Origin of the sequence: Streptomyces sp. NPDC017448 (assembly GCF_044330565.1) — a bacterium.
In the GTDB taxonomy this organism is placed as follows: domain Bacteria; phylum Actinomycetota; class Actinomycetes; order Streptomycetales; family Streptomycetaceae; genus Streptomyces.
On record NZ_JBIRLM010000013.1, the window covers coordinates 187925 to 212131 of the forward strand.

Here is a 24207-nt window from a genome sequence, read left to right on the forward strand (position 1 = left end):
AACTCGAGAACGTGATTTCGGACCGCCCCTTAACGTGGGTGCCGAAGTGCCGCAGGGGTGGCGGCGGAGGGGACGTACCAGCATGCGCAGGGTTCCGCCGGAGATGTTCCGGTTCACCACGGGGGAGACGGCCGACTTGAACGGCGCCGTGCTCGAGGCTTTCGGGGTGGCCGGCGAGCACCTGGAGACCGCGCTCGGGCTCGACGGCGTACGGGAGCGGCTGCGTGCGGTGGGCTGGGTCTCGGACCTCGAGGACGAGGAACTGCACGAGACGCTGAAACGGTTGGTGAAGTGGGAACTCCTCGACGTGGTTCACAACCACGCCCAGAACTACCGCACGGCCGAGGAGTACGAGCGGCGCAACCTGCACTACTCGCTGACCCGCCGGGGCGAGGCCGCGCTCGCCGGGGTGCGACACGCCCTGGAGGTGCTGGCCTCCACGGGGGCGCTGCAGACCGCGGTGCTGGAGGCGATCGCCGACCGGCTCGACGAACTGACCCTCCTGTCAGGCGAACCTGCCGCGGCCGACCGACGGATCTTCAGCACCCTGCGGGAGCTGGAGGGTCATCTGGAGGGCATGGTGGAGAACACCAAGGCCTTCAACGGCCAGTTGCAGAGGCTCCTTCGCACCGAAGGAGTGGATCTGGACGTATTCCGTGAGGTGAAGGCCGCCACCGTCGCGTATCTCCAGGAGTTCCTGGTCAATCTCGACCGACGCGGCGAGACGGTGGCCGCCGCCGTGACTCGCGTGGAGGAGCGGGGCATCGCGGTGCTGCGTGAGCGGGCCCTGCGCGGTGCCGAGCTGCCTCCGGCCCCGGGAGAGGACCCGGCAGCCGACTGGCTGGAGAGCCGGCGGGCGCGCTGGGCGGGGCTGAGGGCCTGGTTCTTGCCGGACGACGGGGCGCGCCCCCGGATCGAGCAGCTGCACGACATCGCCCGGCGCGCCATCGTCTCCCTCCTGCAGGTGCTGGAGCGGATCAACGAGTCCCGGCGCCGCCCCTCCAGCGCCGTACAGGACTTCCGGGAGCTCGCGCGCTGGTTCGCTGCGGCTCCCGACGAGGAGGGCCTGCACCGGCTGTGGTCGGCCGCCTTCGGCCTCGGCCCGGCCCGTCATGCCCACCTCGCCCACCCGGACCCGGAGCTGATCCCCTCGTCCCACTCCTGGTCCGAGGCGCCGCCGGTACAGGTGTCGGCCCTGCTGAGGACCACCGGACGGACCGAACGCTTCACTCGTACGGCCACGGTGCGGGACGTTGCGGCGGTCAGGGCGGAACGCGCCGAGCGGGCCCGGGCGGAGCGAGCGGAGCTGGCACGCGCCTGGCAGGCGCTGGAGACGGACGGCCCGGTACGGCTCTCCTCTTTCAGCGCCCTCGACCCCGCGGCCTTCGACCGTCTCCTCGACCTGCTGGGCCGGGCGCTGGCCGCCCGGCCGGACGCGGGTGGCCGGCGACGGGCCACGACCGGCGACGGCCGGGTGGAGGTGGCGCTGTTGCCGCCCTCCGACGGGCGCACCGCCGTACTGCGTACCGTGCAGGGGACGATGGCAGGACCGGACTACGTCATCCACGTCACGGCCGTGAGCGGGGCGATCTCCTTCCCGGCAGTCCGCGCCGCCACGGGGCAGGAGGCCGCAGGATGAGCACCCTCGCCAACCAACTGGCCTCCGCCGAACGGGAGGAGGTCGCCCGTGCCATCCGCCTCCTTCTGGCCCGCCCGCTGCTCACCGAGGCAGCCGACCCGACCGGTTTCGATCTGGTGCGCCGCCGCCGTGACCCGCTGGCTCGTTGGTTCGACTACACCTGCGGCTGGAATCTGGTCGTGGAGCCCCGCCGGGGCTACGCCCGCCTCACCAAGGTCCGCGTCAACCCCGACGGCTCCCGCCCCGCTCGCCGGGCGCGTTCCGGCCGGGCCCCGTTCGACCGCCGACGGTACGTCCTGCTGTGCGTGACCGCCGCGGAGCTGCTGTCGATGCCGATGACGACCATCGGCATGCTCGCCGACCGCGTCGTCCAGGCCATGGCGGCCGACCTCGCGCTGGCGGGGTTCGACCCGGTCCGCCGGCCGGAGCGCATGGCGTTTGTCGACGTCCTGAAGCTGCTGGAGTCGTACGACGTGCTGCGTGTGGTGGACGGCACGACCGAGACGTACGTCGACTCCGTGGAGGCGAAGGTCCTCTACCGCGTGGACAACACACTGCTCATGCGGCTGCCCGCCGCACCGGTCGGCGCCTCCCGGCTCGCCGTGCCTCCGGAGGAGGTGCCCGCGCGGTTCGAGGAACTCCTCGCCGACCTGGTCAGGGAGCGCCGCTACGGAGGCGCTTCTGCCGACGATACGCACGCCGAGACCGCCGCGACCACGGACGCCCAGCGCAACCTGCGGCTGCGCCATTCGGTGCTGCGCCGCCTCTTCGACGATCCCGTGCTCTACCGGACCGACCTCGCCGACGACGAGCTCGCCTATGTCACTTCCTTGACCGGCCGCCAGATCCTGCGCCGCTCTGTCGAACAGGCCGGTTTCCTCCTGGAGGAACGGGCGGAGGGCTTTCTACTCGTCGACCCGGACGCCATCGCCACCGACGTCCGCTTCCCCGACGACACCTCCACAGCCCGAGTCGCCGCGCTACTCCTCCTCGCACCGCTCTGCGCCACGCCCGCAGGCCTGCTGCCCGAGCAGCTGGCCGAGGCCGGAGCAGAGCTGCTGCGCCGCTTCCCGGGCTGGGCCAAGGCGTACCAGTCGGAGGAAGGCCCGGCCCACCTTGCCGACGACGCCGTACGGATCCTGCTCGACGTCGGCCTGGCAGCCAGGGCCCGAGACCGCGTCGTCGCGCGACCGGCCGCGTACCGCTACCGCCTGACGGAGACCACCGGCCCAGCCGCGAAGAACGATCCGCCAGCCGTGACCACCGCCGGCAGCGCCGGAGAAGGAGACAAGCAGTGAGCGTGACGGAACTCCCCCTCCAGCGACGGCCCGAGGAGACCATCGAACCGTCACCCGTTCACGAGGCGGATACCGGCCGCGGACGCTGGCAGCCCCATCGCGCGGGCATCCTCAACGTCTGGCGCTACTACGACGAGACCTTCACCTTCCACCAGGGTCGCCTGCTGCTGCGCGGTCAAAACGGCACCGGCAAGTCCAAGGCCCTGGAACTGCTGCTCCCCTTCCTCTTCGACGCCAGCCTCCGACCCAACCGCCTCTCCACGTTCGGCGGTTCGGAGCGCACGATGCACTGGAACCTGCTCGGCCAGGGGGCGACCGGAAAGACCCGTGTTGGGTATGTGTGGATGGAGTTCCGCCGCGTCGGAGACGACGGCACCGAGCACTGGTTCGGCTGCGGAGCCCGCCTGCACGCGAGCGTGCACACCACCACGGCGCACGCCGACTACTTCACCACCACCGCCCGGATTGCCCACCCCGACGGGGTTCACCTCGTCAACGACACCGGACAGCCCCTGACCAAGGCGGCCCTCACCGAAGCCCTGCGCGACCGCGGCGAGGTACATCCGGCAGCCACCGACTACCGCGCCACTGTGCGGCGCGAACTCTTCGCGGGCATGGGCGAGCAGCGGTACGAGTCCCTGCTCTCCGCCTTGCTCCAGCTCCGCCAGCCCAAGCTGTCCGAACGGCTCGACCCCTCCCTCCTGTCCACCCTACTGTCCCGCGCCCTGCCCCCGCTCGGCGAAGGAGAGATCACCGAGCTCGCCGAGGGCTTCGAGCGCCTGGACCGACAGCGGGACCACCTCGACCGGCTCGACGCCGAGGTGACGGCCGCCGAGAACGTCGCCTCCCGGCAGCGCGCCTACGCCCGTCGGGTCCTGCGGGCCGGCGCGGCAGCGCTGATCTCTGCGACCACCGAGATGGACGACCTCACACGGGACGCCCGCGTCAGCGCCGAGGAGTACAAGAAGGCGTGCGAGGAGCGCGCCTCCACCCTGGCCCTGCGCGAGGAGCTGGAACTACGGGCGCACGCCTTGGACGAGATCGTCGAAGGGCTTCGGGAGAGCGACGCCTACCAGAAGGGGGAGGAGCTCGACCGGCTCCGCCGCGGCACCGAGGAACAGGTCGCGGCCGCCGCGGAGCTGCGTACCGCCGCCCGGTCCGCCGAGGCCGAGGCGGAGGAGGACCGGAAGCACGCCGACGAGGTCGCGGGACACGCCCGCTCGCGCGACGAACACGCCCGCGCGACCGCGGACGAGGCACACCGCTCGGCCCGGGCCGCAGGCATGGAGTCCATTCACCACGAGGTGAAGACGATGCTGGACGCGGAAGGGGAGGTGAAGCCCCTCGGCAACGAGTCGGCGAACACCCCGGTCAGGACAGGGAGCAGGCGGTCGGATGCTCCTGGCACCGCCGCCCGCCGACTGCTCCGGGGCGCGGTCACCGCCCGACGGCAGCAGGTCGCCGACATCACCGACGCGATCGACGCGCACGACCGGGCGGTACGCGACCGGGGTACCGCCGAGGGCCTGCTGGACGAGGCCCGAACCCGGCTCGCGGACGCGATCGCCCACCGCGACACGACCGCCGCCGCCTGGGACGAAGCCCTGGCAGCCCAGGCGGAGCGGCTGCTCGCCTGGGCCCGGGACTGCACGGAGCTGCGCATCCCCGACCTTGATGAACTGGCCGCCAGGGCGGCCGTCGAGGCAGACGTGCGCGAGCTAGTCGAAACGGTCGCACGACCGCTGGACCAGGAGATCACCACGGAGCGGGCTGGAGTCCGCACGGCGCAACAGGGGTTGGAGCAGGAACGTGACCTGCTCGACGCGCGGAGACGCAAGCTCAGCGGCGAGACCGATCTCCAGCCCGTCGCTCCACCCACCCGCACCACCGTCCGCACGGCTGCGGCGGGCGCGCCGCTGTGGCGGCTGATCGCCTTCCACGAGGACGTCCCGCTCCCCGTACAGGCCGGGGTGGAAGCGGCACTGGAGGCCTCGGGCCTTCTGGACGCATGGGTGAGCGCATCCGAAGGGCTCGCCCTTCCTGGGCACGACACCCGTGTCGAGGTCGGCCTCGCCACGACCGCCCCCGGCTCCAGCCTGCTGGACGTGCTGAGGCCCGAGGAGGACATTTCCGTACCGGCCGGCACGGTGACCCGCATCCTCGCCGGCATCGCGTACGGCACCACCCTGCCCGGCGGTCACCCTGCGGCAGTCTCCTCCGACGGCGCCTGGCGCCTCGCGCCGGCCACGGGTTCCTGGAGCAAGCCGGAGCCCGCCCACATCGGAGCCCTCGCCCGGCAGCGGGCCAAGCAGCGTGAGATCGCCGAACTGACCGAGCTGATCGCCGAGAAGGGCGCCTCCCTGGCGACCCTCGCCGACCGGCTGCGGGAACTCGGCGCCCGCGCCGCCCGGCTGGCGGAGGACCGCACCGCCCGGCCCGACCACCGGGAACTCGACGCCTGCCGACGGGACTGGGACCGGGCCGAGGAGAAGGTGGCCGCCCGGGACGACGCCGTGCGTGACGCGACCGAGCATCTGGCCGCACGCGAGGGTGACGTGGCCGGCGCGCTGCGCACGCTGAGCCGCAGGGCCGCCGAACACGGACTGCCCACGGACCGCGACCGGCTGCGCGAACTCGGCCGCGACGTGGAGAGCTTCCGCGACCTCGCCGATGCCTGGACGGACGCCCGCATCGACGCGATCGCGGCCGTTGAAAGGGCTGGTGAGACGGCCGCACGGGCGGACCGGTCACGCCTTCGCGCGGAGAAGCAGACCGCCGACGCGGCCGCTGCGGAAGCGAAGGCGGCTGGTATGACGGCACGCCTGAAGGCGGTGGAGGAGACGGTCGGCGCGGACTACCGGCAGATCGTCGCGCGCGTTGCGGAGACCCGTGCCGAGCGGGTCCGCTGCGGCAAGGAAGCCCGCCAGGCAGCCGAGCTCCTCCTGGGCCTGGAAGGCCGCATCGGAGAGCTGAGGGCCACCAGTGGCCAGGACGCCGACCGGCAGGAGAAGGCAGCCGAGGCCCGCGACGGCGCGGCGCGGCGGTTCCGGCACCTGTGCCTGGTGGGTCTGGCCGAGGACGCGGGCGTCGTACCCGAACTCGACGCCGGGGACGGCACCAAGGCCACTCTGGAGGCCGCGCGCGCCATGGCGGCACGGTGGCCCCAGGTCCCGCACGCCCCGCGCCACCTCGGCGACGCCGCCACCCGCCTCTCCGAAGCCGTCCACGAGGCCCGCCGCCACCTCGGCGTCCGCGCCGACCTGGAGCTGGAGCCCGACGACGACATCCAGCTCTTCACCGCCAGCCTGGAGGGCGTCCGCGTGGGGGCGACCGGTCTGCTCGCCGCGCTCACCCAGGAGCGCGACCGCAGCCGCGAGGACATCAGCACCGCCGAACGGCGCCTCTTCGACCAGATCCTCACCGGTGACATCCGCCGCCACCTCGCCGCCCGCATCCGCCGGGCCGGCGAACTCGTCGCGCACATGAACGGGCACCTGGAGCGGGTCCGTACCGCCTCCAACGTCGCCGTCCAGCTCGTCTGGGACGTCCGCCCGGACCTCCCCGACAGCACCCGCACCGCCCGCCAGCTGCTCCTGAAGGATCCCGGTCGGGTCACCGAGTCCGACCGGGAGGCCCTGCACGCCTTCTTCCGTGCCCGCATCGAGGAGGCCAAGGGCAGCGACACGGCCGCGAGCTGGGAGGAGCACCTCGGCGAGGTGCTCGACTACACCGCCTGGCACACCTTCACCGTCCGCCTCGACCGGGCGGACGGGAGCGGCTGGCAGCCCCTGACCAAGCGGCTGCACGGCGCGCTCTCCGGCGGGGAGAAAGCCATCGCACTGCACCTGCCCCTGTTCGCCGCCGTCGCCGCCCACTACGAGGACGTGCCCCTGGCCCCCCGCCCGATCCTCCTCGACGAAGTCTTCGTCGGCGTCGACACCGTCAACCGCGGACAGGTCTTCGCCCTGCTCACTGCACTCGACCTGGACCTCATGATCACCTCCGACCACGAGTGGGGAAACTACAGGGAGCTACCTGGAATCGCCGTCCACCAACTCCTGACCGACGGAGACGACGCCGTCACCAGCGCGCGCTTCGTTTGGAACGGCATCGGAATGGAGGAAGGATGACCTTGCGAGACCACCCCGTGTCCGGCGGGACGACCTCTCGGGAGCATCTCGCCTCGGGCGGCGCGACCCTTCGCCGCCCCGAACTCCATCCCGTCTGGCAGACGGTCCACGACCGTCTCTCCTCCGGCCGCCCCGTCACACGCGTACGCCTCGGACTGCTGGACGAGACCCAGCGCGAAGCCCTCGCGGACCTCCTCGGCCTGGACCGCCTGCCGGACCCGCGGCCCTCCGTCGCTCTGGCCCGCCTGGAGGAGGCCGTCACCGAGCTCTCCGGCCACACCGTACGAGAAGTCGTTGCCGAGCTCATCGGCCCTCTCAGTGACAGAGCCGGTGAACGCCGCCGCCAGGAGGGCGAACGCGCCGATCTGTGGACCTGGCTGGCTGGTCACGACACGGTGCGGGCGCAGCCGGTGCTCGCCGACTGGGCTGCGTCCTGTCGAGCTGCAGGACTGGTTGGCGGCTCGGCGGAACGTACCCGTGCGCTCCTCACCGACGCGCTCAAGGTGCTCGCCGAACTACCGAGCCAGGCCGAACCCCTGCCCGTCTTCGCCGCCCGAGTCCTGAACGGCCACGCCCACGCTCTCGACGACGGCGCACCCGTCTCCACCCTCGTCCTGCGTGCCCTGGCGACTCTGTACGACATTGCTCCGCCGCAGTCCGCAGCGGAACGGCGCGCCCTGTGGTCCCGCGCTGGCGTCGCCGACGACGAGCTGTCCGCCACCGTCATCGCCGGCGGACTGTGCCCCGGCGGCGACGGCCTTCTCGCCCGTGTGGCCCGCCTGTGCACGGAGGCCGGCCAGGCCGCCAGCCTGACCCTCGCCCACGTCAGGAACCCGGGCGAGCTCACCCTGCCCGCTACCCCTGCCCCACTCGTCGTCCACGTAGTGGAGAACCCCAGTATCTTGGCCCTCGCCCTCCGTCGCTTCGGCTCCAGCTGCCCGCCGCTTGTCTGCACGTCCGGCTGGCCCAACAGCGCAGCTATCCAGCTCCTGCGCCTACTCGCGGACCAAGGCGCTGCTCTCCGTTACCACGGTGACTTCGATGGCGAAGGCATCCGCATTGCCGCATACGTCGTGGAGAAAACAGGGGCACACCCCTGGCGCATGACGGCGGGAGACTACCGATCCGCGATCGTCCGCAACCCGCACGGTCCTCGACCGGGGCGTATCACCGGAGCACCGTGGGATCCCGAGTTGTCCGAGGTCATGGCGGAGCACGACATCGCCGTCGTGGAGGAGCTGGTAGCCGATGTGCTGTTGGAAGATCTCGCGGCTGCGGCTCGCCAGCAGCACCTCTCCGGCTACTCGTAACGTCCAGGCGATTGAAGGGCCGTAGGCTGGTGCTGACCTGTGGTGATGTCGACTGCCATTTTGCGTGGCCTAGTTTCGATGACGCATCACATGGAGCGTGCCACCAGGTAGTTTGGGAGTTGTCTTAACGGAGTTTGGTGGACACGAACGTCGACAATACGGAGCGCCAGGTGCGGCTGTCGTTCCTCGGGTAGGCCCTCAGAGGTGACGGCTGCGGGGGCGCTTCCCGGTCGTACCGAAGGAGAGGGACGGATCGGGCGGTTCAGACGAACGGCCCGGGCCGCCCCGGGACGGAGGCGGCCGAGGAGTTCGGCGGAGTACCGGGAAACCGCAGTCCTCTTTCGTCCTCGACCCGGCGGCGCCCGCCCCCCGTGACCTGTCTTCGGCGCAGGCGGCGCGGGTTCGACCGCGGACAGCCGGCCCGCCGGGCGATGGGCCGTGCCGGACTCCGCCGCCGGCATGGCGCCCGGGCGCCTGAGGAGCCCGCAGTCGTGTCGACAAGCCGCTGAGAGAGGGGCGCACGCCGAACCGGATCGTCGACCACGACGGAGCCCGTCCGCAGTGGCCGGCCGTCGTCGGCGACGCTCAGGCCCGCCGACGGACGATCAGACGCTGGATCACGATGAAGGCGAGCAGGAGCGCGCCGATGACGATCTTCGTCCACCAGGAACTGAGGGTGCCCTCGAAGGAGATCAACGACTGTACGGTGCCGAGGACCAGCACCCCCACCACGGAACCCGCCACGTAGCCTGTCCCGCCCGCGAGGAGGGTTCCTCCGATGACCACGGCGGCGATGACGTCGAGTTCCATGCCGACGGCGTGCAGACCGTAGCCGGAGAGCATGTAGAGGCTGAAGAGCAGGCCGCCCAGCGCGGAGCAGAAGCCGCTCACCACATAGACGCCGACCTTGGCCCGGCTGGTGGCCAGGCCCATCAGGCGAGCCGAGGACTCACTGCCGCCCACCGCGTAGACCGTCCGGCCGAAGCGCGTCAGGTGCAGCACGTACAGGGCGGCCAGGACCACTGCCAGCGCGATCACGACGCTGTAGGTCAGCGTGATGCCGCCCGGCAGCGTGATGGTCCCGCCGGCGAACTCACGGAACGACGGCTCGGTGATGGAGACCGACTCGACACTGATGAGAAAGCACAGCCCGCGGGCCAGGAACATGCCTGCGAGCGTGACGATGAAGGGCTGGACTTCGAAGTGGTGGATGACCAGACCCATGAGCAGACCCAGGGTGGCGCCTGATCCGAGGACGGTGACGACCGAAAGCAGCGGAGGCCAGCCCGCGTTGAGGGTGGCTGCGGCGATCATGGTCGAGAGGGCGGCGACCGCCCCGACGGAGAGGTCGATGCCCCCGGTCAGGATGACGAAGGTCATGCCCACGGCGAGGACGATGAGGAAGGAGTTGTCGACGAACAGGTTCGCGACGACCTGCCCCGAGGCGAAGTTCTCGTAGCGGACCGATCCCGCTCCGAAGGTGGCCACGAACACCGCGAAGGTGGCGACCACGGGCAGGAAACGCTGGGGAAAGCGCGCGGAGGAGAGAGCCGAGGTGCTCATCCGGCGGCCACCTCCTGGGAGCGGGACGTAGGAAGGGCGGTCTTGCGGCGTGCGCGGAGCATTCTCGTCGTCCGGGGCGACTGGAGCAGGCAGACGGCGATCACCACGACGGCCTTGAAGACCAGAGTGACGTTGGTGGGGACGCCGATGGTGTAGACGGTGGTGGTCAGCGTCTGGATGACGAGAGCGCCCACCATGGTTCCCGCCAGTGAGTACCGGCCCCCGGCCAGCGAGGTGCCTCCGATGACGACAGCGAGGATGGCGTCCATCTCGATCCACAGACCGGCGCTGTTGGCGTCGGCGGCGTTCACGTTGGAACTGATCATCAGGCCCGCGACACCCGCGCACAGACCGGCGAAGACGTAGACCGTCCAGATGATCGTGCGGGAGCGCACTCCCGCGAGCTCGCCTGCCCGGGGGTTGATCCCCACGGCTTCGACGAGCATGCCCAAAGCGGTTCGACGGGTGATGAGGGCGACCGCCGTCAGGACGGCGAGGCTGATCAGGATCGCGATCGGCAGGATGAGGAAGCCCGAACCGATCTGCCGGTAGAGCGGATCCTTGACGGTGATGATCTGGCCCTCGGTCAGCAGCATGGCGCCGCCACGACCCGCGGTCATCAGAACCAAGGTGGCGATGATCGGCTGGATTCCGAGGACGGAGACCAGGAAGCCGTTCCACAGCCCGAGCAGGACGCACACGCCCAGAGCCAGCAGGACCGCGGTCGCCGCGTCCCCGCCGCCGGATATGTAGGTGCAGGCGGTCGCGCCGGCGATGGCGGCGACCGCTCCCACCGAGAGATCGATGCCCCGGGTGGCGATGACCAGGGTCATGCCGACGGCGATCAGGAGCGTCGGCGCTCCGTTGCGGAGGATGTCGATGATGCTGCCGAAGAGGTGCCCGTCCTGGACCCGGAGTTCCACGAAGGAGGGTTCGACGGCGATGTTGAGGACGATCAGCGCGGCCAGGGCGACGAGCGGCCACAGCAGCCGCGAGCGCGTCATGACGCCACCGCCGCGGTGTGTCCGTCGCTCGGAGCGGCGATGGCAGACATGATTCTGTCCACCGAGACGTCCTGCCCGGTCAGTTCGGCCACTTTGTGTCGATCGCGCAGAACGACGACCCGGTCGGACACGCGTACCACTTCTTCCAGTTCGGCGGAGATGAACAGCACGGCCATTCCGTCGGCCGCGAGGTCGGCCACGACCTTCTGAATGTGCGCCTTGGCGCCGATGTCGATGCCCCGGGTGGGTTCGTCGAGGATGAGCAGCCGGGGCCGGGTGACCAGCCAGCGTGCGAGCAGCACCTTCTGCTGGTTTCCACCGGAGAGGGTGCTCATGACGGCGTCGGGGTCGGCGGGGCGGATGTCCAGCTTCGCTATGTACTCCTTCACCAGGGCGTCGGAGGTGCGTCGCGGGATGGGGCGTGCCCACCCCCGGGCGGCCTGCAGGGCGAGCACGAGGTTGTCGCGGATACTGAGATCGGCGACGACTCCCTCGGCCTTGCGGTCCTCGGAGCAGAAGGCCACGCCCTGAGCGATCATCGTCCGTGGGCCGCGGGGGCGGTGTTCCCTGCCGTCGAACGTGAGAGTTCCGGTATGCGCGCGGTCCGCGCCGAAGAGCATGCGGGCCAGTTCCGTGCGGCCCGAGCCGAGCAGACCGGCCAGACCGACGACCTCCCCGGCGTGGATCTCCAGGTCGAGGGGGGCGATCGCTCCCGTGCGGCCCAGGGCGACGGCGCTGAGGAGCGGCGCGGTACCGGGGGCCCGGGCCTCCGAGCGCCGTTGCACCTCCTCCAGCACTCCCCGGTCGCGCCCGAGCATCGCTGCGACGAGTTCGATGTGGTCCATCTCGGTAGGCAGGTATTCGCCGACGAGTGAGCCGTTCCGTAGGACGGTCATGCGGTCGGCGATCTCGTAGACCTGGTCGAGGAAGTGGGAGACGAACAGGATGGCGACTCCGTCGTCGCGCAGTACGCGCACGATGCGGAAGAGTTCGGCGACCTCGTCGGCGTCGAGGCTGGAGGTGGGCTCGTCCAGAACCAGGACGCGTGCGTCCACGACCAGCGCCCGCGCGATCGCCACGAGTTGCTGTACAGCGATCGGGTGGGAGCTCAGAAGAGAGGCGGGGTCGATGGACAGGCCGACGCGGGTGAGCAGTTCCTTCGCCCGCGCACGCATGGCCCGTCCGTCGATGTGTCCCAGCCGACGTGGTTCGCGGCCCAGCAGGATGTTCTCCGCCACCGAGAGGTTGGGGAGGAGGTTGACCTCCTGGTAAACGGTGCTGATTCCGGCTTCCTGAGCTTGGCCGGGTGCGTCGAAAGCAACCGGTTCACCGTGCAGGTGTATGACGCCTGTCGTCGGAGAGTGCACGCCGGTGAGCGCCTTGATGAGGGTGGACTTGCCTGCCCCGTTCTCGCCCATCAGAGCGTGCACTTCACCGGGGAGCAGGCGGAAGTCGACGCCCGAGAGGGCTTTGACGCCGGGGAACTCGACGCTGATGTCGCGCATCTCGACCACCGGGGTGCCGGCAAGCGCGGAAGAATCGGTCATGACCAGTGCTTTCGTCGTGGGTACAGCCCCCGCCACCGGCACGAGGGGCGCGGTGGCGGGGACTGGAGCTCTTGGGTCAGTACTGCCGGTCGGGCAGCGCCTTCTTCGCCTGCTCGGGCGTGAAGGCGGTCTCCTCGGTGACCACCCGCTTGGGGACCTTCTCGCCGTCCACGACCTTCTTGGCGAGCTCCATGAGCTGGTCGCCGAGGAGCGGATTGCATTCGACGATGTAGTTGATCTCCCCGTCGGCCAACGCCTGCATACCGTCCTTGACGGCGTCAACAGTGATGATCTTGATGTCCGTGCCGGGCTTCTTGCCGGCGGCCTTGATGGCTTCGATGGCGCCCAGGCCCATGTCGTCGTTGTGTGCGTAGACGACGTCGACGTCGGGGTTGGAGCGCAGGACGGCCTCCATGACCTGCTTGCCGCCGGAGCGGGTGAAGTCGCCGCTCTGAGAAGCCTTGATCTTGATGTCGGGGCGCGCGGCGATCTTCGCCTCGAAGCCCTTCTTGCGGTCGATGGCGGGCGCGGCACCGGTGGTGCCCTGCAGCTCCACCACGTTGACGGGACCGTCGGTGTTCTCGACGAGCCACTGGCCGGCCTTCTCGCCCTCCTCGACGAAGTCGGAGCCGAGGAACGTCTCGTACAGGGTGTCGTCCTCGGAGTCGACCGCGCGGTCGGTCAGGATCACGGGGATGCGGGCCCGCTTCGCCTCCAGCAGCACCGCGTCCCAGCCGGTCTCCACCACCGGGCTGAAGGCGATCACGTCGACCTTCTGCTGGATGTAGGAGCGGATGGCCTTGATCTGGTTCTCCTGCTTCTGCTGGGCGTCGGAGAACTTCAGCTCGACGCCCGCGGACTTCGCGGACTGCTGGACGGACTTGGTGTTGGCCGTCCGCCAGCCGCTCTCGGCGCCGACCTGGGCGAAGCCCATGGTGATCTTGCCGGTCCCGCCGCTGCCGCCGCCCTTGCTCGAGGTGTCGCCCGAGCCACACGCCGTCAGTGTGGCGAACAGCAGAACGCTGACACCCGTGGCGATCTTCTTCAACACTGCTTCCTCCGTGCTCAACGGTGCCCACTCGGGGTGGCGAGCTTTGCGTGACCGGGGTCACTGGTGCATCAGAGTGAACGCTCACATCTGCTCAGTCAACCCCTGGGATGCAGCGATTTTGCGCATCGAGAGCGAGATGAGGGGGTGAGTTATGTTAGCGCTCATCGTCGGGGCGGCCCGGGTGCGCAAGAGCTTCGGAGCGCCCCACGTCCGCATCCCGGCGGAGGCGAGGAGGGGGCGCTGGCTGTCGGCCCCCTAGCCTGGTTAAGGTTCAAGGTGCCGCGTCCCTGCGTGGTCCCTCACAGGTGTCGGGCGGGCAGAAACGGCGGAGTCAGGAGATGCAGGTGGAGGACACCTCGGCGGCTACCCGGGTGCGAGAGCCGGCGATGACGGACGTGGCGCGACTCGCGGGGGTCTCCCACCAGACGGTGTCCCGCGTGCTCAACGGGCATCCCAACGTCCGGGAGCAGACGCGGCTGAGAGTGCGTGCCGCGATCGCCGAGCTGGGGTACCGGCCCAACCGTGCCGCGCGCACCCTGGTGACCGGCCGGTCCCAGCAGATCGGCGTGGTGGCGCAGAACTCCACCCTGTACGGGCCGACCTCGATGCTGGCGGCCTTCGAACTGGCCGCCGGGGCCCAGGGCTTCGCGGTGAGCGTGCGACGGGTGCGCGTCCTCGACCGCTCCTCCATCGCCGCGGCGGTGGAACACCACCGCGACCAGCGGGTCGCCGGCATCGTGGTCATCGCTCCCACCGCCTCCGCCGACGAGGCGCTGGCGGAGATTCCGGCCGACGTCCCGCTCGTGGCCGTCGACGGGGATCCCGGCCGGGGCGGGGCGCTGGTCACGGTCGACCAGGAGGCGGGGGCCTTCGCCGCCACCCGGCACCTGCTGGACGCGGGACACCAGACCGTGTGGCACATCTCGGGTCCGCCGGACTGGTTCGACGCCGCGGGCCGGGTGCGCGGGTGGCAGCGCGCTCTTCAGGAGGCCGGTGCGGAGATCCCTCCCGTCAGTTCCGCGGACTGGAGCGCCTCCTCCGGCTACCGTGCGGGTCAGATGCTGGCCCGCATGCCGGATGTGACCGCCGTCTTCGCGGCCAACGACCACCTGGCCCTCGGCGCCATCCGCGCCATGGCCGAGCGGGGCCGTAGCGTCCCCGGCGACGTGAGTGTCGTCGGATTCGACGACGTGCCCGAGGCCGCATTCTTCTCGCCCCCGTTGACCACGGTGCGCCCGGACTTCGACGGGGTGGCCACTGAGACCCTCGGCCTTCTGCTGGCCCGGATCGAGGGCGAGTCGGGACCTTCGCGGCGCACACTCAACCCCACGCTCATCCCGCGCGAGAGCGTCGCGGCACCGCGCGTCTGAGCCGCGCCCCCGGTCCCTCTTCCTGATCCCTGACTGAGCACGCTCACACGTCAAGACATTCCTGTCGGCGGATGTCTTGACGCCCAGATTGTTAGCGATAACACTGCGGGTGTCCTTCTGCGAACGATCAAAGGTGGCTTCATGGCCGACGAACCTGACTCCCTCGTGGTCGGTGTCGACTACGGCACGTTGTCCGGACGCGCCGTAGTGGTGCGGGTCCGGGACGGCGCCGAGCTGGGCACGGGCGTCCACGCCTACCGCCACGGCGTCATCGACCGGTCCCTGCCCGCTACGGGCCAGGAGTTGCCGCCGGACTGGGCACTGCAGGTTCCCCAGGACTACCTCGACGTTCTGCGGATCGCCGTACCGGCCGCGATCGCGGACGCCGGGATCGATCCGGCTCGTGTGATCGGCATCGGGACCGACTTCACCGCCTGCACGATGGTGCCGACCACCGGGGACGGCACCCCGCTGTGCGACCTGCCCGGGTTCGCCGGGGAGCCGCACGCGTACGTCAAGCTCTGGCGCCACCACGCCGCACAGCCGCAGGCCGACCGGATCAACGCTCTGGCGCGGGCGCGCGGGGAGAAGTGGCTGCCGAGGTACGGAGGGCTGATCTCCTCGGAGTGGGAGTTCGCCAAGGCGCTGCAGTTGCTGGAGGAGGCGCCCGAGGTGTACTCGGCCATGGAACGCTGGGTGGAGGCCGCCGACTGGATCGTCTGGCGACTCACCGGCGTGTACGTACGCAACGCCTGCAGCGCCGGTTACAAGGGGATACGCCAGGACGGCGAGTACCCCGCCGCGGACTTCCTCGCCGAACTGAACCCGGACTTCGCCGGCTTCGTGTCCGAGAAGCTGGATCAGCCCATCGGCCGGCTCGGCGACCGGGCCGGCGGCCTGAGCGCCGAGGCCGCGGCCTGGACCGGACTGCCGCAGGGCATCGCGGTCGCCGTGGGAAACGTCGACGCGCACGTCACCGCCCCGGCGGCCGGCGCCGTGGAGCCCGGTCAGCTGGTCGCGATCATGGGCACCTCCACCTGCCACGTCCTCAACGGCGACACCCTGCGCGAGGTCCCCGGCATGTGCGGCGCGGTCGACGGCGGCATCGTCGACGGGCTGTGGGGTTACGAGGCCGGACAGAGCGGCGTGGGGGACATCTTCGCCTGGTACATCGAGCACCAGGTCCCCGAGAGCTACCACGTTCAGGCCCGGGAGCGGGGCCTGTCCGTCCATGAACTGCTCACCGAACTGGCCGCGGACCAGCAGGTGGGTGAGCACGGGCTGATCGCCCTCGACTGGCACAGCGGCAACCGCTCGGTGCTCGTCGACCACGAACTGTCCGGGATGGTCGTGGGGCAGACCCTCTCCACCCGGCCCGAGGACGTCTACCGCGCACTGCTCGAAGCCACCGCGTTCGGCACGCGCACGATCGTGGAGACCTTCACCGCCGCGGGCGTACCCGTCGACGAGGTCATCATCGCCGGCGGCCTGGTGCGCAACCCGTTCCTGATGCAGCTCTACTCCGACGTCCTCGGCATGCCGCTGTCGATCACCCGCTCCGCCCAGGGGCCGGCCCTCGGGTCGGCGCTCCACGCGGCGGTGGCCGCCGGCGCGCACCCCGGTGTCCGGGCCGCCGCCGCCGCCATGGGCTCGGTCGACCGGGCCGTCTACCGACCGCGTTCCGCGGAAGCCGCCGCCTACGACCGGCTCTTCGCCGAGTACACCGCCCTGCACGACTACTTCGGCCGGGGCGGCAACGACGTCATGCGCAGGCTGCGAGCCATGCGCCGCTCCGCCATCGAATCGAAGGAGAAGTGATGGACGCCGCCGACAGCGTGAGGAACCTCCGGCAGACCGTCGCCGACCTGCACCGCGAACTGACGCGGTACGGGCTGGTGATCTGGACCGCCGGAAACGTCTCGGCCCGCGTTCCGGGGGAGGACCTCATGGTCATCAAACCCTCCGGCGTGTCCTACGACGACCTCAGCGCGGACACCATGGTCGTGACCGACCTCCACGGCAACCTGGTCGAGGGCGACCTGGCGCCGTCCTCGGACACCGCCGCCCACGCGTACGTCTACCGGCACATGCCCGAGGTCGGCGGCGTGGTCCACACCCACTCGCCCTACGCCACCGCCTGGGCCGCACGCGGCGAACCCATCCCGTGCGTCCTGACCATGATCGCCGACGAGTTCGGCGGCGAGGTCCCGGTCGGCCCCTTCGCGCTGATCGGCGACGACTCCATCGGGCGCGGCATTGTGGACACCCTCCGCGACAGCCGCTCGCCCGCCGTCCTCATGCGCAGCCACGGCCCCTTCACCGTCGGCCGCGACGCGCGTTCGGCGGTGAAGGCGGCCGTCATGGTCGAGGACGTGGCCCGCACCGTCCATTACGCCCAGCAGCTCGGTACCCCGGACGCCATCGACGCGGACGCCGTGGACCGGCTCTACGAGCGCTACCAGAACGTCTACGGCCAGTGAGCCCACGAGGGGAAGTCCGATGAACACCACAACCAAGCCGCAGGTCTGGTTCCTGACGGGAAGCCAGCACCTCTATGGCCCCGAGACCCTGAACCAGGTGGCGGAGCAGTCGGCCAGGATCCAGGAGATGCTGGCCGCTTCCGGGCGGATCGGCGCCGATATCGTGGGGAAACCGGTCCTGACCGAGGGCTCCGCCATCAGGCAGACACTGGAGACCGCCAACACCGACCCGAACTGTGTCGGGGTGGTCGCGTGGATGCACACCTTCTCTCCCGCGAAGATGTGGATCTCCGGGCTCGACGCGCTGCGCAAGCCGCTGCTGCACCTGCACACGCAGCTCAACCGGGAACTGCCGTGGTCCTCCATCGACATGGACTTCATGAACCTCAACCAGGCCGCCCACGGCGACCGGGAGTTCGGGTACATACAGACCCGCATCGGGGTGGCCCGCAAGACCGTGGTCGGCCATGTGTCCGATCCGGAGGTCGTCAGGCGGGTCGACGACTGGGTCCGGGCGGCCATCGGCTTCCACCGCATGCGCAACCTCCGCCTGGCGCGGTTCGGCGACAACATGCGCGACGTGGCCGTGACCGAGGGCGACAAGGTGGAGGCGGAGCTCCGGTTCGGCGTCAGCGTCAACACCTACGGCGTCAACGACCTCGTCGATCTCGTCGACGCCGTGACCGCCGACGAGATCGACGAACTCGTCGGCGAGTACTCCGATCTCTACCGACTGGCACCGGAGTTGGCACGAGGCGGCGATCGCCACTCCTCGCTGCGCGATGCGGCCGCCATCGAGGCCGGTCTGCGCCACTTCCTGGCACAGGGCGGCTTCGGCGCCTTCACCACCAACTTCGAGGACCTCGGCGGACTGCGCCAGCTCCCCGGCCTGGCGGTCCAGCGCCTCATGGCCGACGGCTACGGCTTCGGCGGTGAGGGCGACTGGAAGACCTCCGCACTGCTCGCCGCCGCGAAGGCCATGGGCCCTCGGGCCTCGTTCATGGAGGACTACACCTACCACTTCGGGCCCGGCACGCCGAAGACCCTCGGCGCCCACATGCTCGAAGTATGCCCCTCGATCGCGGACGCCCAGCCGTCCTGCGAGATCCACCCCCTGTCGATCGGAGGGCGTGAGGACCCGGTGCGCCTGGTGTTCGACGCCGCCGCCGGCCCCGCCACGGTGATCGGTCTGGCCGACCTGGGCGACCGCTTCCGGCTCGTCGCCAACGACATCGATGTCGTGCTCCCCGACGAGCCACTGCCGTGTCTGCCGGTGGCGCGGGCGGTGTGGGAGCCGCGGCCCTCGCTCTCCACGTCGGCCGAGTGCTGGCTGATGGCCGGCGGCCCGCACCACACGGTCCTCACCACGGCGGGGTCGGACGTGCTGCGCGACTTCGCGCAGATGGCCGGCACCGAGTTGGTGATGATCGACGGCGCCACCACGGCCCATGACTTCGAGGACCGTCTCCGCTGGAACCAGGCGTACCACCGGCTCGCCCAGCGGATGTGACCCGCGCCGAGACGTGACGTGGCCCCCTCCCGCAGGAGGGGCCCCACCCGACCGGGCAGCCCGAGAGGCGCGCCGACGGCGGCCGAACCGCCCGTACCAGGTGGTGCCCCACCCGGCCCGCGCCGGTCGGATCGGGCGCCCCGGCACCGGGCAGGGGAGCACAGGGCGGGTCCACGCCCTGCCTGCCGTACCGCGTGCAGAGCGGCACGGCCGCGAACCGCCCCGGCTCCTTCGAGCCGGGGCGGTTCGCACCGGGAGCGATCACTGAGCCGCTGCCGCACCGGCGGAGCGGTCGGTCGGCGACCTTGGGGCCCCGGCCGAAGAAGACGGTGTGACGACGGGTCACCAGGTGGGCAGCGGCGGGTCAGGCCGTTCCACACCGCTCGGTCCGCGAAATCGGCGCCTCGGCCGATGCGGTGTGTGCCCCCCCCGGCTGGACCCGCTGGATCCCCATCGCCCCCGTCGACCGTCCCCGCGAAGTCCTTCGCGCCACCGCGCACGCCGCGACCGTCACTCCGGCCGGCAGCTTTGTCCTGCCACCGCTGGTCCGAACGATCGACTCTAGGAGGTGGTGTACGTGGCGTCGGCCCGGTCCAGCGCGGAGTTCACCGGCTGCAGCTGCAGAAGGCCGTCGTAGTGCCGCAGGTAGCGGCCCGGGTAATTGGACGACTCGAACGAGAGGCCGGCCGCCGGGTCGGCCAGGCCTGGCCTGCGGTGGTAGGAGGCGTCACCCGAGAAGAGAGAAGATCCGTCGTTCCTCTCCAGCCAGACCTCGAACCCCTTGTGGCGCAGGTAGTGGCCGGGGAAGTTCGCCGACTCCAGGGAGACGGTGCCGTTTCCGGCCAGTCCGCTGACGATGCGGAACTGGGAGTCGGCGAGGTCGGCGACGTTCGCCTCCACCCGGGCTCGGAAACCCGAGTGGCGGACGTACCGGTCGGGGAAGTTGAACGAGGAGAGGCGGACGGGGGTGGGGCCTTCGGCGACGGGTATGCCGAAGTGGGGAGTGCCGTCGCTGTTCCAGTACAGCTTCTGCATCCGGGTCTGCCGGTTGGGATCGTTCAACGGGTCGCCGTTGATGTCCCGGTAGGTGCGGGAGTGGTAGACCATGATGTCCGACGCACCGTCCTCGGAGACGGTGAAGGAGTTGTGGCCCGGACCGTACTGGCCCGTCGCCGTGTTGCTGGTGAAGACGGGGGTGGGCTTCTTGGACCAGGAAGCGGGGTTCAGCAGATCGGACGTCCGGTCGGCCGTCAGGAGCCCCAGGCAGTAATTGCTGTCGGTGGCACTGGCGGAGAAGGTCATGAAGACTTTGTCGCCCTTGCTGATGAAGGCCGGCCCTTCATTGACCCGGTGGCCCCGGGTCTCCCACGCGTGGGTGGGGGAGGCGATGCGGGCGGGGCGGCCGCTGATGGTCCAGGGGTTGGACATCCGGGCGATGTAGATGCCCGTGCCGTCGCCGACAGCGGGATCGGCCTGTGCCCAGCTCAGGTAGCGGACGCCGTTGTGGACGAACGTGGTGGCGTCCAGGGAGAACGTGTTCAGCGGCAGACCGATCCTCCCCTTCTCGCTCCAGGCGCCGGTGAGCGGATCGGCGGCACTCGACTCCAGGACGTACGGACGGATCGCCCAGGGGTCGTCGGCGGGGGCCGCGGCGAAGTAGACGTACCATTTGCCGTCGATGAAGTGGATCTCCGGGGCCCAGATGTGCGCGCCCATCTCACCCTCGGCGTGCTTGGTCCAGATGGTTGTCTCGGTGGCGGTCGCCAGCCCCTGCAGCGTGGTGGCGCGGCGCAGGACGATGCGGTCGTAGGCCGGAACGGTCGCGGTGTAGTAGTAGAAGCCGTCCGTGTGCTTGTGGATGTGCGGATCGGCGCGTTGGAGGGCGACCGGATTCACGAACGTCGCCGCCGGGGTGGGCGGGGCCGCCGAGGCGGGAGCGGGTAGACCGATCGACAACAGGGCCAGGACGGCCGACGCGGTGAGCAGGCCGCGACTTCTGAGCCTCACGGGAATCTCCTTCGTCGATGATGCGAGGACGGCAGCGGTCGGCGTCGAGCGTTCGCTCGGGGTGGGGGAAGAGCGGGCGGGAGGGCCGTGTCCGTGCGCGGGAAAGCGGAAGAACCCCGGGGGAGCGTGTCCACGAGCCGTGAGAACGCCCGTCCGGCGGTCGGTCCGGCAGCGTCTCTTCGGCGGTTCGGTCACGAAGGGCCTCTTCCGGCAGCACGGCCCTTCCCGAGAACGGGTAGGGCGGGTACGTGGTGAATCCGCCCGGCCGTCACCGACGAGCGGTCGAAGGACGCCTCGATCGGTGTGAACGTTAACAGCGCTTGTTCTTCGGCTCAATCCCCCGGAAACGACTCCTCGCGTCGGCCATGCTCCGCGGCCGGCGGCTCCTCTTCGCCGCACCTGCCCCTGGCCGTTTCGTCACACTCGCCGAACACCGCGAAACATGGGCGTGGGCCGCGTCGGCGGCGAGGCGGCGTGGCGGAGGAGAGTGGTTCCGCGGTCCGCCTGTTCAGGTGTCGGCGGAGGTGAACTGCTGGCCAGTACGTCCGTGTTACCGATAACAGAGGGGGTTGTCGGTGGCGGACGTGTGAGCTACGTTGCGTGCTGCTCACCGCCGCCGGTCCGGCGTTCGTGCCGACCGCGGGCAAACTGCTCCCGAGGAGTGTTCGCGATCGACCGCGTGGGGACGGTCGGAGGAACCGCTGCTGTCGGCGGCGGACGTCGAGCGCCTTCCCGGCGGTCGCGAGAACGAAAGGCTCGGCTCGGCGGAGCCCGAGGGCATCGCTGCTCCACGGCGTCATGCCGCGTACCCGGACGATCTCTCCACCCTGCCCGCCCCCACGTCTTCACCGCACCGCAGAAGGAATCGCCCGTTCCTGATCACCCTTCGGAAAGCAGGCATGGGCTTCCCCGCTTCCCCGCGCCCGCCCCCACGCGAATGGATTCCTCATGAGAAGACCTCACCGGAGACGGTCCGGCCGCCGGCTCGTCGGGGCCTCCCTCGCCGCCGCCCTGCTCGCCGTGCCCGCCCACGCGTCCCAGCCCCCCGACGCGGCGAGCAGCACCACGGTGGCCGCCGACGACGCGGCCTGACTGCTCCAGCCGGGCGTCTGCCGTTCACCGGGCCCGGAGCCGGCAGGCACACGGGATCACCTGCTCGGCGGTCCCCGAGAGCAGCGGATACCCGGTCGTCGCAGTCGCGTACACCACCGGCCTCCGCACCACCACCGCGCCCGCGACGTTCTTCGACGACGGCCCGGCGGGCGTCATCGACTCGCATGCCCTGCCCGATGCCAACGGCATGGACCGCTTGTAACGCAAGGCCCACGCGACCGGCGGCCTTGCCCGCCGCCCGCCCGTGCCGACGCGTCCTTCCGCGTCGGGCACCGACGCCTCACCGATCCGCGAGGCCCCGGGGTCCCGAGAGCCGTTCCTCGCGCGGGGTGGGCACCAGGGGCCCCTGGTGCCCACCACGGCCGCTCCCCAGCTCCTTCCGCCCCTCACCCAGCACGGCCGACGCCCCAGGAGGCACAGTGTCATTCGCTCGACAACGGACATCGGCAGGACGACTTCTCCTGTTCGCGGTGGCTCTCGTCACCCTCATGAGCATCAACCTCATCGGATCTCCCCGGGTCGAGGCGGCGCCCGGCCCCTCCTTCACCAATCCCGTGGTCGGCGCGCCGAACAGCGCCGACCCGACCTTGGTGTACCACGAGGGCTTCTACTACTACGTCGCCACCACGTGGTCGTCCGACATCGTCATGCGCCGGTCGCCGACGCTGGCCGGTCTGCGCGACGCCCCGGAGCGCCTGGTCTTCCGGACCGGCGGGACCGCTATGTGGGCGCCGCACCTGGAGATGGTCGGCGACCGCTGGTACCTGTACTACTCGATCGAGCAGAGCGGCGGGCCCCGCAGGACACACGTCCTGGAGAGCTCCGGGCGTGACCCCCTGGGGCCGTACACCGACCGCGGCATCATCGACCTCATGCCCGACGACGGCTGGGCCATCGACGCGAGCCTGCTGAAGCTCAACGGCAGCCTCTACATGACGTTCTCCGCCTTCGCCCCGCAGGACAACCTGCAGTCGCTCTACATCGCGCCCATGGTGAACCCGTGGACCGCCGGCGCGACCGGGACGCGGATTTCGGCCCCGACCCTGCCCTGGGAGCGGCAGGACGGAGCGGTCAACGAGGGTTCGTTCGCCCTTCAGCGTGACGGGCGTACCTTCCTCACCTACTCGGCCAGCCACTGCAACGGCCCCAACTACAAGCTGGGCATGCTGGAGTACCGGGGCGGCGACCCTCTCGCCGCCGCGTCCTGGACCAAGCACCCCGAACCCCTGTTCCAGCGCGACGACGCCGCAGGCGTCTTCGGGCCGGGACACCACTCGTTCTTCTCCTCTCCCGACGGCAGCGAGACCTGGATCGCCTACCACGCGAACTCCTCGGCCGCGCAGGGCTGCGGGACGTCGCGCACGACCCGCGTGCAGAAGATCTCCTGGAAGGCGACCGGCGCGCCCGATCTCGGTACTCCGGTGTCCACCTCGACCGTCGTCCAGGGGCCGTCCGGCGAGGCGGGCGCCGCCGCGGCGCCGGTCGGCCTCCGCAACAGGCACAGCCGCCTGTGCCTGGACGACCGTGACTGGGCGACCGCGCCCGGGGCTGCCGTACAGCAGTGGACCTGCAACGGGTCGGCGGTACAGGACTGGGCCATGACACCGGTGAACGGTGGCTACTACCAGATCCGCAACCGGCACAGTGGCCTGTGCCTGGACGACTACAACTGGGGGACCGCGCCGGGTGCCGAGGTCCGGCAGTGGACCTGCAACGGAAACAACGCTCAGCAGTGGCGCGTCAGCGCGGTGGGGGAGGGCTTCTCCACTCTCAGCAACCGGCACAGTGGGCTGTGCCTGGACGACTACAACTGGGGGACCGCGCCGGGTGCCGAGGTCCGGCAGTGGACCTGCAACGGAAACAACGCTCAGCAGTGGAGCATCGGCTGATCACCAGCTTCCGAGCCGGACCGTTTGCCCGACGTCGGCAGGACCGCACGCCTTCCACGGCATGAACCCCACCCGTCGGCTCCCACCGATTCGGCAGCCAACGGGTGCGGTCCACCGGTCCACCGCCGAGGCCGGGGCCCAAGGGGGGCCGCAGGGATGGAACACCAGGACGCGACGCCGTCGAGCGGGCGACCAACCCCCAGTGGTGTCTACCGGCGTCAGCGTGCGGCGGCTTCGAGAGATTCCCGGGCGGCGGTGGCCACGTGCTCGGGGGTGAAGCCGAACTCGCGGAACAG

General features: G+C 70.5%; 16 protein-coding genes. 10 read left to right on the forward strand and 6 right to left on the reverse strand.

Going from position 1 to position 24207, the window contains the following annotated elements; translation table 11 throughout:
* The first annotated feature begins 82 nt into the window (after positions 1-82).
* From ACH4K1_RS22075 to ACH4K1_RS22090, 4 genes are read left to right on the forward strand one after another with little or no spacing between them, the layout of a single operon-like run.
* Entirely contained in the window at positions 83-1639 is a 1557-nt protein-coding gene (locus tag ACH4K1_RS22075) for a TIGR02677 family protein (RefSeq protein ID WP_398090975.1), read from the forward strand.
* Positions 1636-2937, forward strand: a complete 1302-nt coding sequence (locus ACH4K1_RS22080) for a TIGR02678 family protein (protein ID WP_398090976.1) — start codon at positions 1636-1638, stop codon at positions 2935-2937. The genes ACH4K1_RS22075 and ACH4K1_RS22080 overlap by 4 nt, the downstream gene beginning before the upstream one ends.
* Positions 2934-7067 (forward strand): TIGR02680 family protein, encoded by a 4134-nt coding sequence (locus tag ACH4K1_RS22085; protein WP_398090977.1) that lies wholly within the window; start codon positions 2934-2936, stop codon positions 7065-7067. Before ACH4K1_RS22080 ends, ACH4K1_RS22085 begins: the two co-directional genes overlap by 4 nt.
* A complete protein-coding gene (locus ACH4K1_RS22090) occupies positions 7064-8377 on the forward strand; it encodes a TIGR02679 family protein (RefSeq protein WP_398090978.1) in 1314 nt (437 codons plus the stop codon). The genes ACH4K1_RS22085 and ACH4K1_RS22090 overlap by 4 nt, the downstream gene beginning before the upstream one ends.
* Positions 8378-8962: 585 nt before the next feature.
* Here the strand turns inward: ACH4K1_RS22090 and yjfF are convergent.
* From yjfF to ACH4K1_RS22110, 4 genes are all read right to left on the reverse strand, one after another.
* Complete coding sequence (yjfF, locus tag ACH4K1_RS22095; protein WP_398090979.1) at positions 8963-9940, reverse strand: galactofuranose ABC transporter, permease protein YjfF; 978 nt, start codon at positions 9938-9940, stop codon at positions 8963-8965.
* The gene (locus ACH4K1_RS22100; protein WP_398090980.1) at positions 9937-10944 is read right to left on the reverse strand and encodes an ABC transporter permease; all 1008 of its coding nucleotides are present in this window, start codon (positions 10942-10944) and stop codon (positions 9937-9939) included. The genes yjfF and ACH4K1_RS22100 overlap by 4 nt, the downstream gene beginning before the upstream one ends.
* Entirely contained in the window at positions 10941-12491 is a 1551-nt protein-coding gene (locus ACH4K1_RS22105; RefSeq protein WP_398090981.1) for a sugar ABC transporter ATP-binding protein, read from the reverse strand. Before ACH4K1_RS22105 ends, ACH4K1_RS22100 begins: the two co-directional genes overlap by 4 nt.
* A gap of 76 nt (positions 12492-12567) precedes the next feature.
* Positions 12568-13542: an ABC transporter substrate-binding protein gene (locus tag ACH4K1_RS22110; RefSeq protein WP_398090982.1), complete on the reverse strand. Its 975-nt coding sequence runs from the start codon at positions 13540-13542 to the stop codon at positions 12568-12570.
* Positions 13543-13880: 338 nt separating this feature from the next.
* Here ACH4K1_RS22110 and ACH4K1_RS22115 point away from each other — a divergent pair, with 338 nt between their 5' ends.
* From ACH4K1_RS22115 to araA, 4 genes are all read left to right on the forward strand, one after another.
* Positions 13881-14912, forward strand: a complete 1032-nt coding sequence (locus ACH4K1_RS22115) for a LacI family DNA-binding transcriptional regulator (protein ID WP_398090983.1) — start codon at positions 13881-13883, stop codon at positions 14910-14912.
* Between the two features lie 141 nt (positions 14913-15053).
* Positions 15054-16730, forward strand: coding sequence for a ribulokinase (araB, locus tag ACH4K1_RS22120; RefSeq protein WP_398090984.1), 1677 nt, complete (start codon positions 15054-15056; stop codon positions 16728-16730).
* Complete coding sequence (locus ACH4K1_RS22125; protein ID WP_398090985.1) at positions 16730-17392, forward strand: L-ribulose-5-phosphate 4-epimerase; 663 nt, start codon at positions 16730-16732, stop codon at positions 17390-17392. The genes araB and ACH4K1_RS22125 overlap by 1 nt, the downstream gene beginning before the upstream one ends.
* 19 nt (positions 17393-17411) lie before the next feature.
* Positions 17412-18902, forward strand: coding sequence for an L-arabinose isomerase (gene araA / locus ACH4K1_RS22130; RefSeq protein ID WP_398090986.1), 1491 nt, complete (start codon positions 17412-17414; stop codon positions 18900-18902).
* Positions 18903-19463: 561 nt separating this feature from the next.
* Here araA and ACH4K1_RS22135 read toward each other — a convergent pair.
* Positions 19464-20888 (reverse strand): family 43 glycosylhydrolase, encoded by a 1425-nt coding sequence (locus ACH4K1_RS22135; RefSeq protein WP_398090995.1) that lies wholly within the window; start codon positions 20886-20888, stop codon positions 19464-19466.
* 969 nt (positions 20889-21857) lie between these two features.
* On the opposite strand from ACH4K1_RS22135, the gene ACH4K1_RS22140 reads away from it, so the two are divergent.
* Positions 21858-22001, forward strand: a complete 144-nt coding sequence (locus ACH4K1_RS22140; RefSeq protein ID WP_398090987.1) for a hypothetical protein — start codon at positions 21858-21860, stop codon at positions 21999-22001.
* A 24-nt stretch (positions 22002-22025) separates the two neighbouring features.
* On the opposite strand, the gene ACH4K1_RS22145 is transcribed toward ACH4K1_RS22140, so the two are convergent.
* Complete coding sequence (locus ACH4K1_RS22145) at positions 22026-22211, reverse strand: hypothetical protein (RefSeq protein WP_398090988.1); 186 nt, start codon at positions 22209-22211, stop codon at positions 22026-22028.
* A 299-nt stretch (positions 22212-22510) separates the two neighbouring features.
* On the opposite strand from ACH4K1_RS22145, the gene ACH4K1_RS22150 reads away from it, so the two are divergent.
* Entirely contained in the window at positions 22511-23911 is a 1401-nt protein-coding gene (locus tag ACH4K1_RS22150; RefSeq protein ID WP_398090989.1) for a family 43 glycosylhydrolase, read from the forward strand.
* The last annotated feature ends 296 nt before the right edge of the window (positions 23912-24207 follow it).

Bases quoted from the DNA above. Each gene is read 5' to 3' on its own strand.
- ACH4K1_RS22075 (WP_398090975.1), top strand. From the start codon at position 83: ATGCGCAGGGTTCCGCCGGAGATGTTCCGGTTCACCACGGGGGAGACG.
- ACH4K1_RS22080 (WP_398090976.1), top strand. From the start codon at position 1,636: ATGAGCACCCTCGCCAACCAACTGGCCTCCGCCGAACGGGAGGAGGTC.
- ACH4K1_RS22090 (WP_398090978.1), top strand. From the start codon at position 7,064: ATGACCTTGCGAGACCACCCCGTGTCCGGCGGGACGACCTCTCGGGAG.
- yjfF (WP_398090979.1), bottom strand. From the start codon at position 9,940: ATGAGCACCTCGGCTCTCTCCTCCGCGCGCTTTCCCCAGCGTTTCCTG.
- ACH4K1_RS22100 (WP_398090980.1), bottom strand. From the start codon at position 10,944: ATGACGCGCTCGCGGCTGCTGTGGCCGCTCGTCGCCCTGGCCGCGCTG.
- ACH4K1_RS22105 (WP_398090981.1), bottom strand. From the start codon at position 12,491: ATGACCGATTCTTCCGCGCTTGCCGGCACCCCGGTGGTCGAGATGCGC.
- ACH4K1_RS22115 (WP_398090983.1), top strand. From the start codon at position 13,881: ATGCAGGTGGAGGACACCTCGGCGGCTACCCGGGTGCGAGAGCCGGCG.
- araB (WP_398090984.1), top strand. From the start codon at position 15,054: ATGGCCGACGAACCTGACTCCCTCGTGGTCGGTGTCGACTACGGCACG.
- ACH4K1_RS22125 (WP_398090985.1), top strand. From the start codon at position 16,730: ATGGACGCCGCCGACAGCGTGAGGAACCTCCGGCAGACCGTCGCCGAC.
- araA (WP_398090986.1), top strand. From the start codon at position 17,412: ATGAACACCACAACCAAGCCGCAGGTCTGGTTCCTGACGGGAAGCCAG.
- ACH4K1_RS22140 (WP_398090987.1), top strand. From the start codon at position 21,858: ATGAGAAGACCTCACCGGAGACGGTCCGGCCGCCGGCTCGTCGGGGCC.
- ACH4K1_RS22145 (WP_398090988.1), bottom strand. From the start codon at position 22,211: ATGCCGTTGGCATCGGGCAGGGCATGCGAGTCGATGACGCCCGCCGGG.
- ACH4K1_RS22150 (WP_398090989.1), top strand. From the start codon at position 22,511: ATGAGCATCAACCTCATCGGATCTCCCCGGGTCGAGGCGGCGCCCGGC.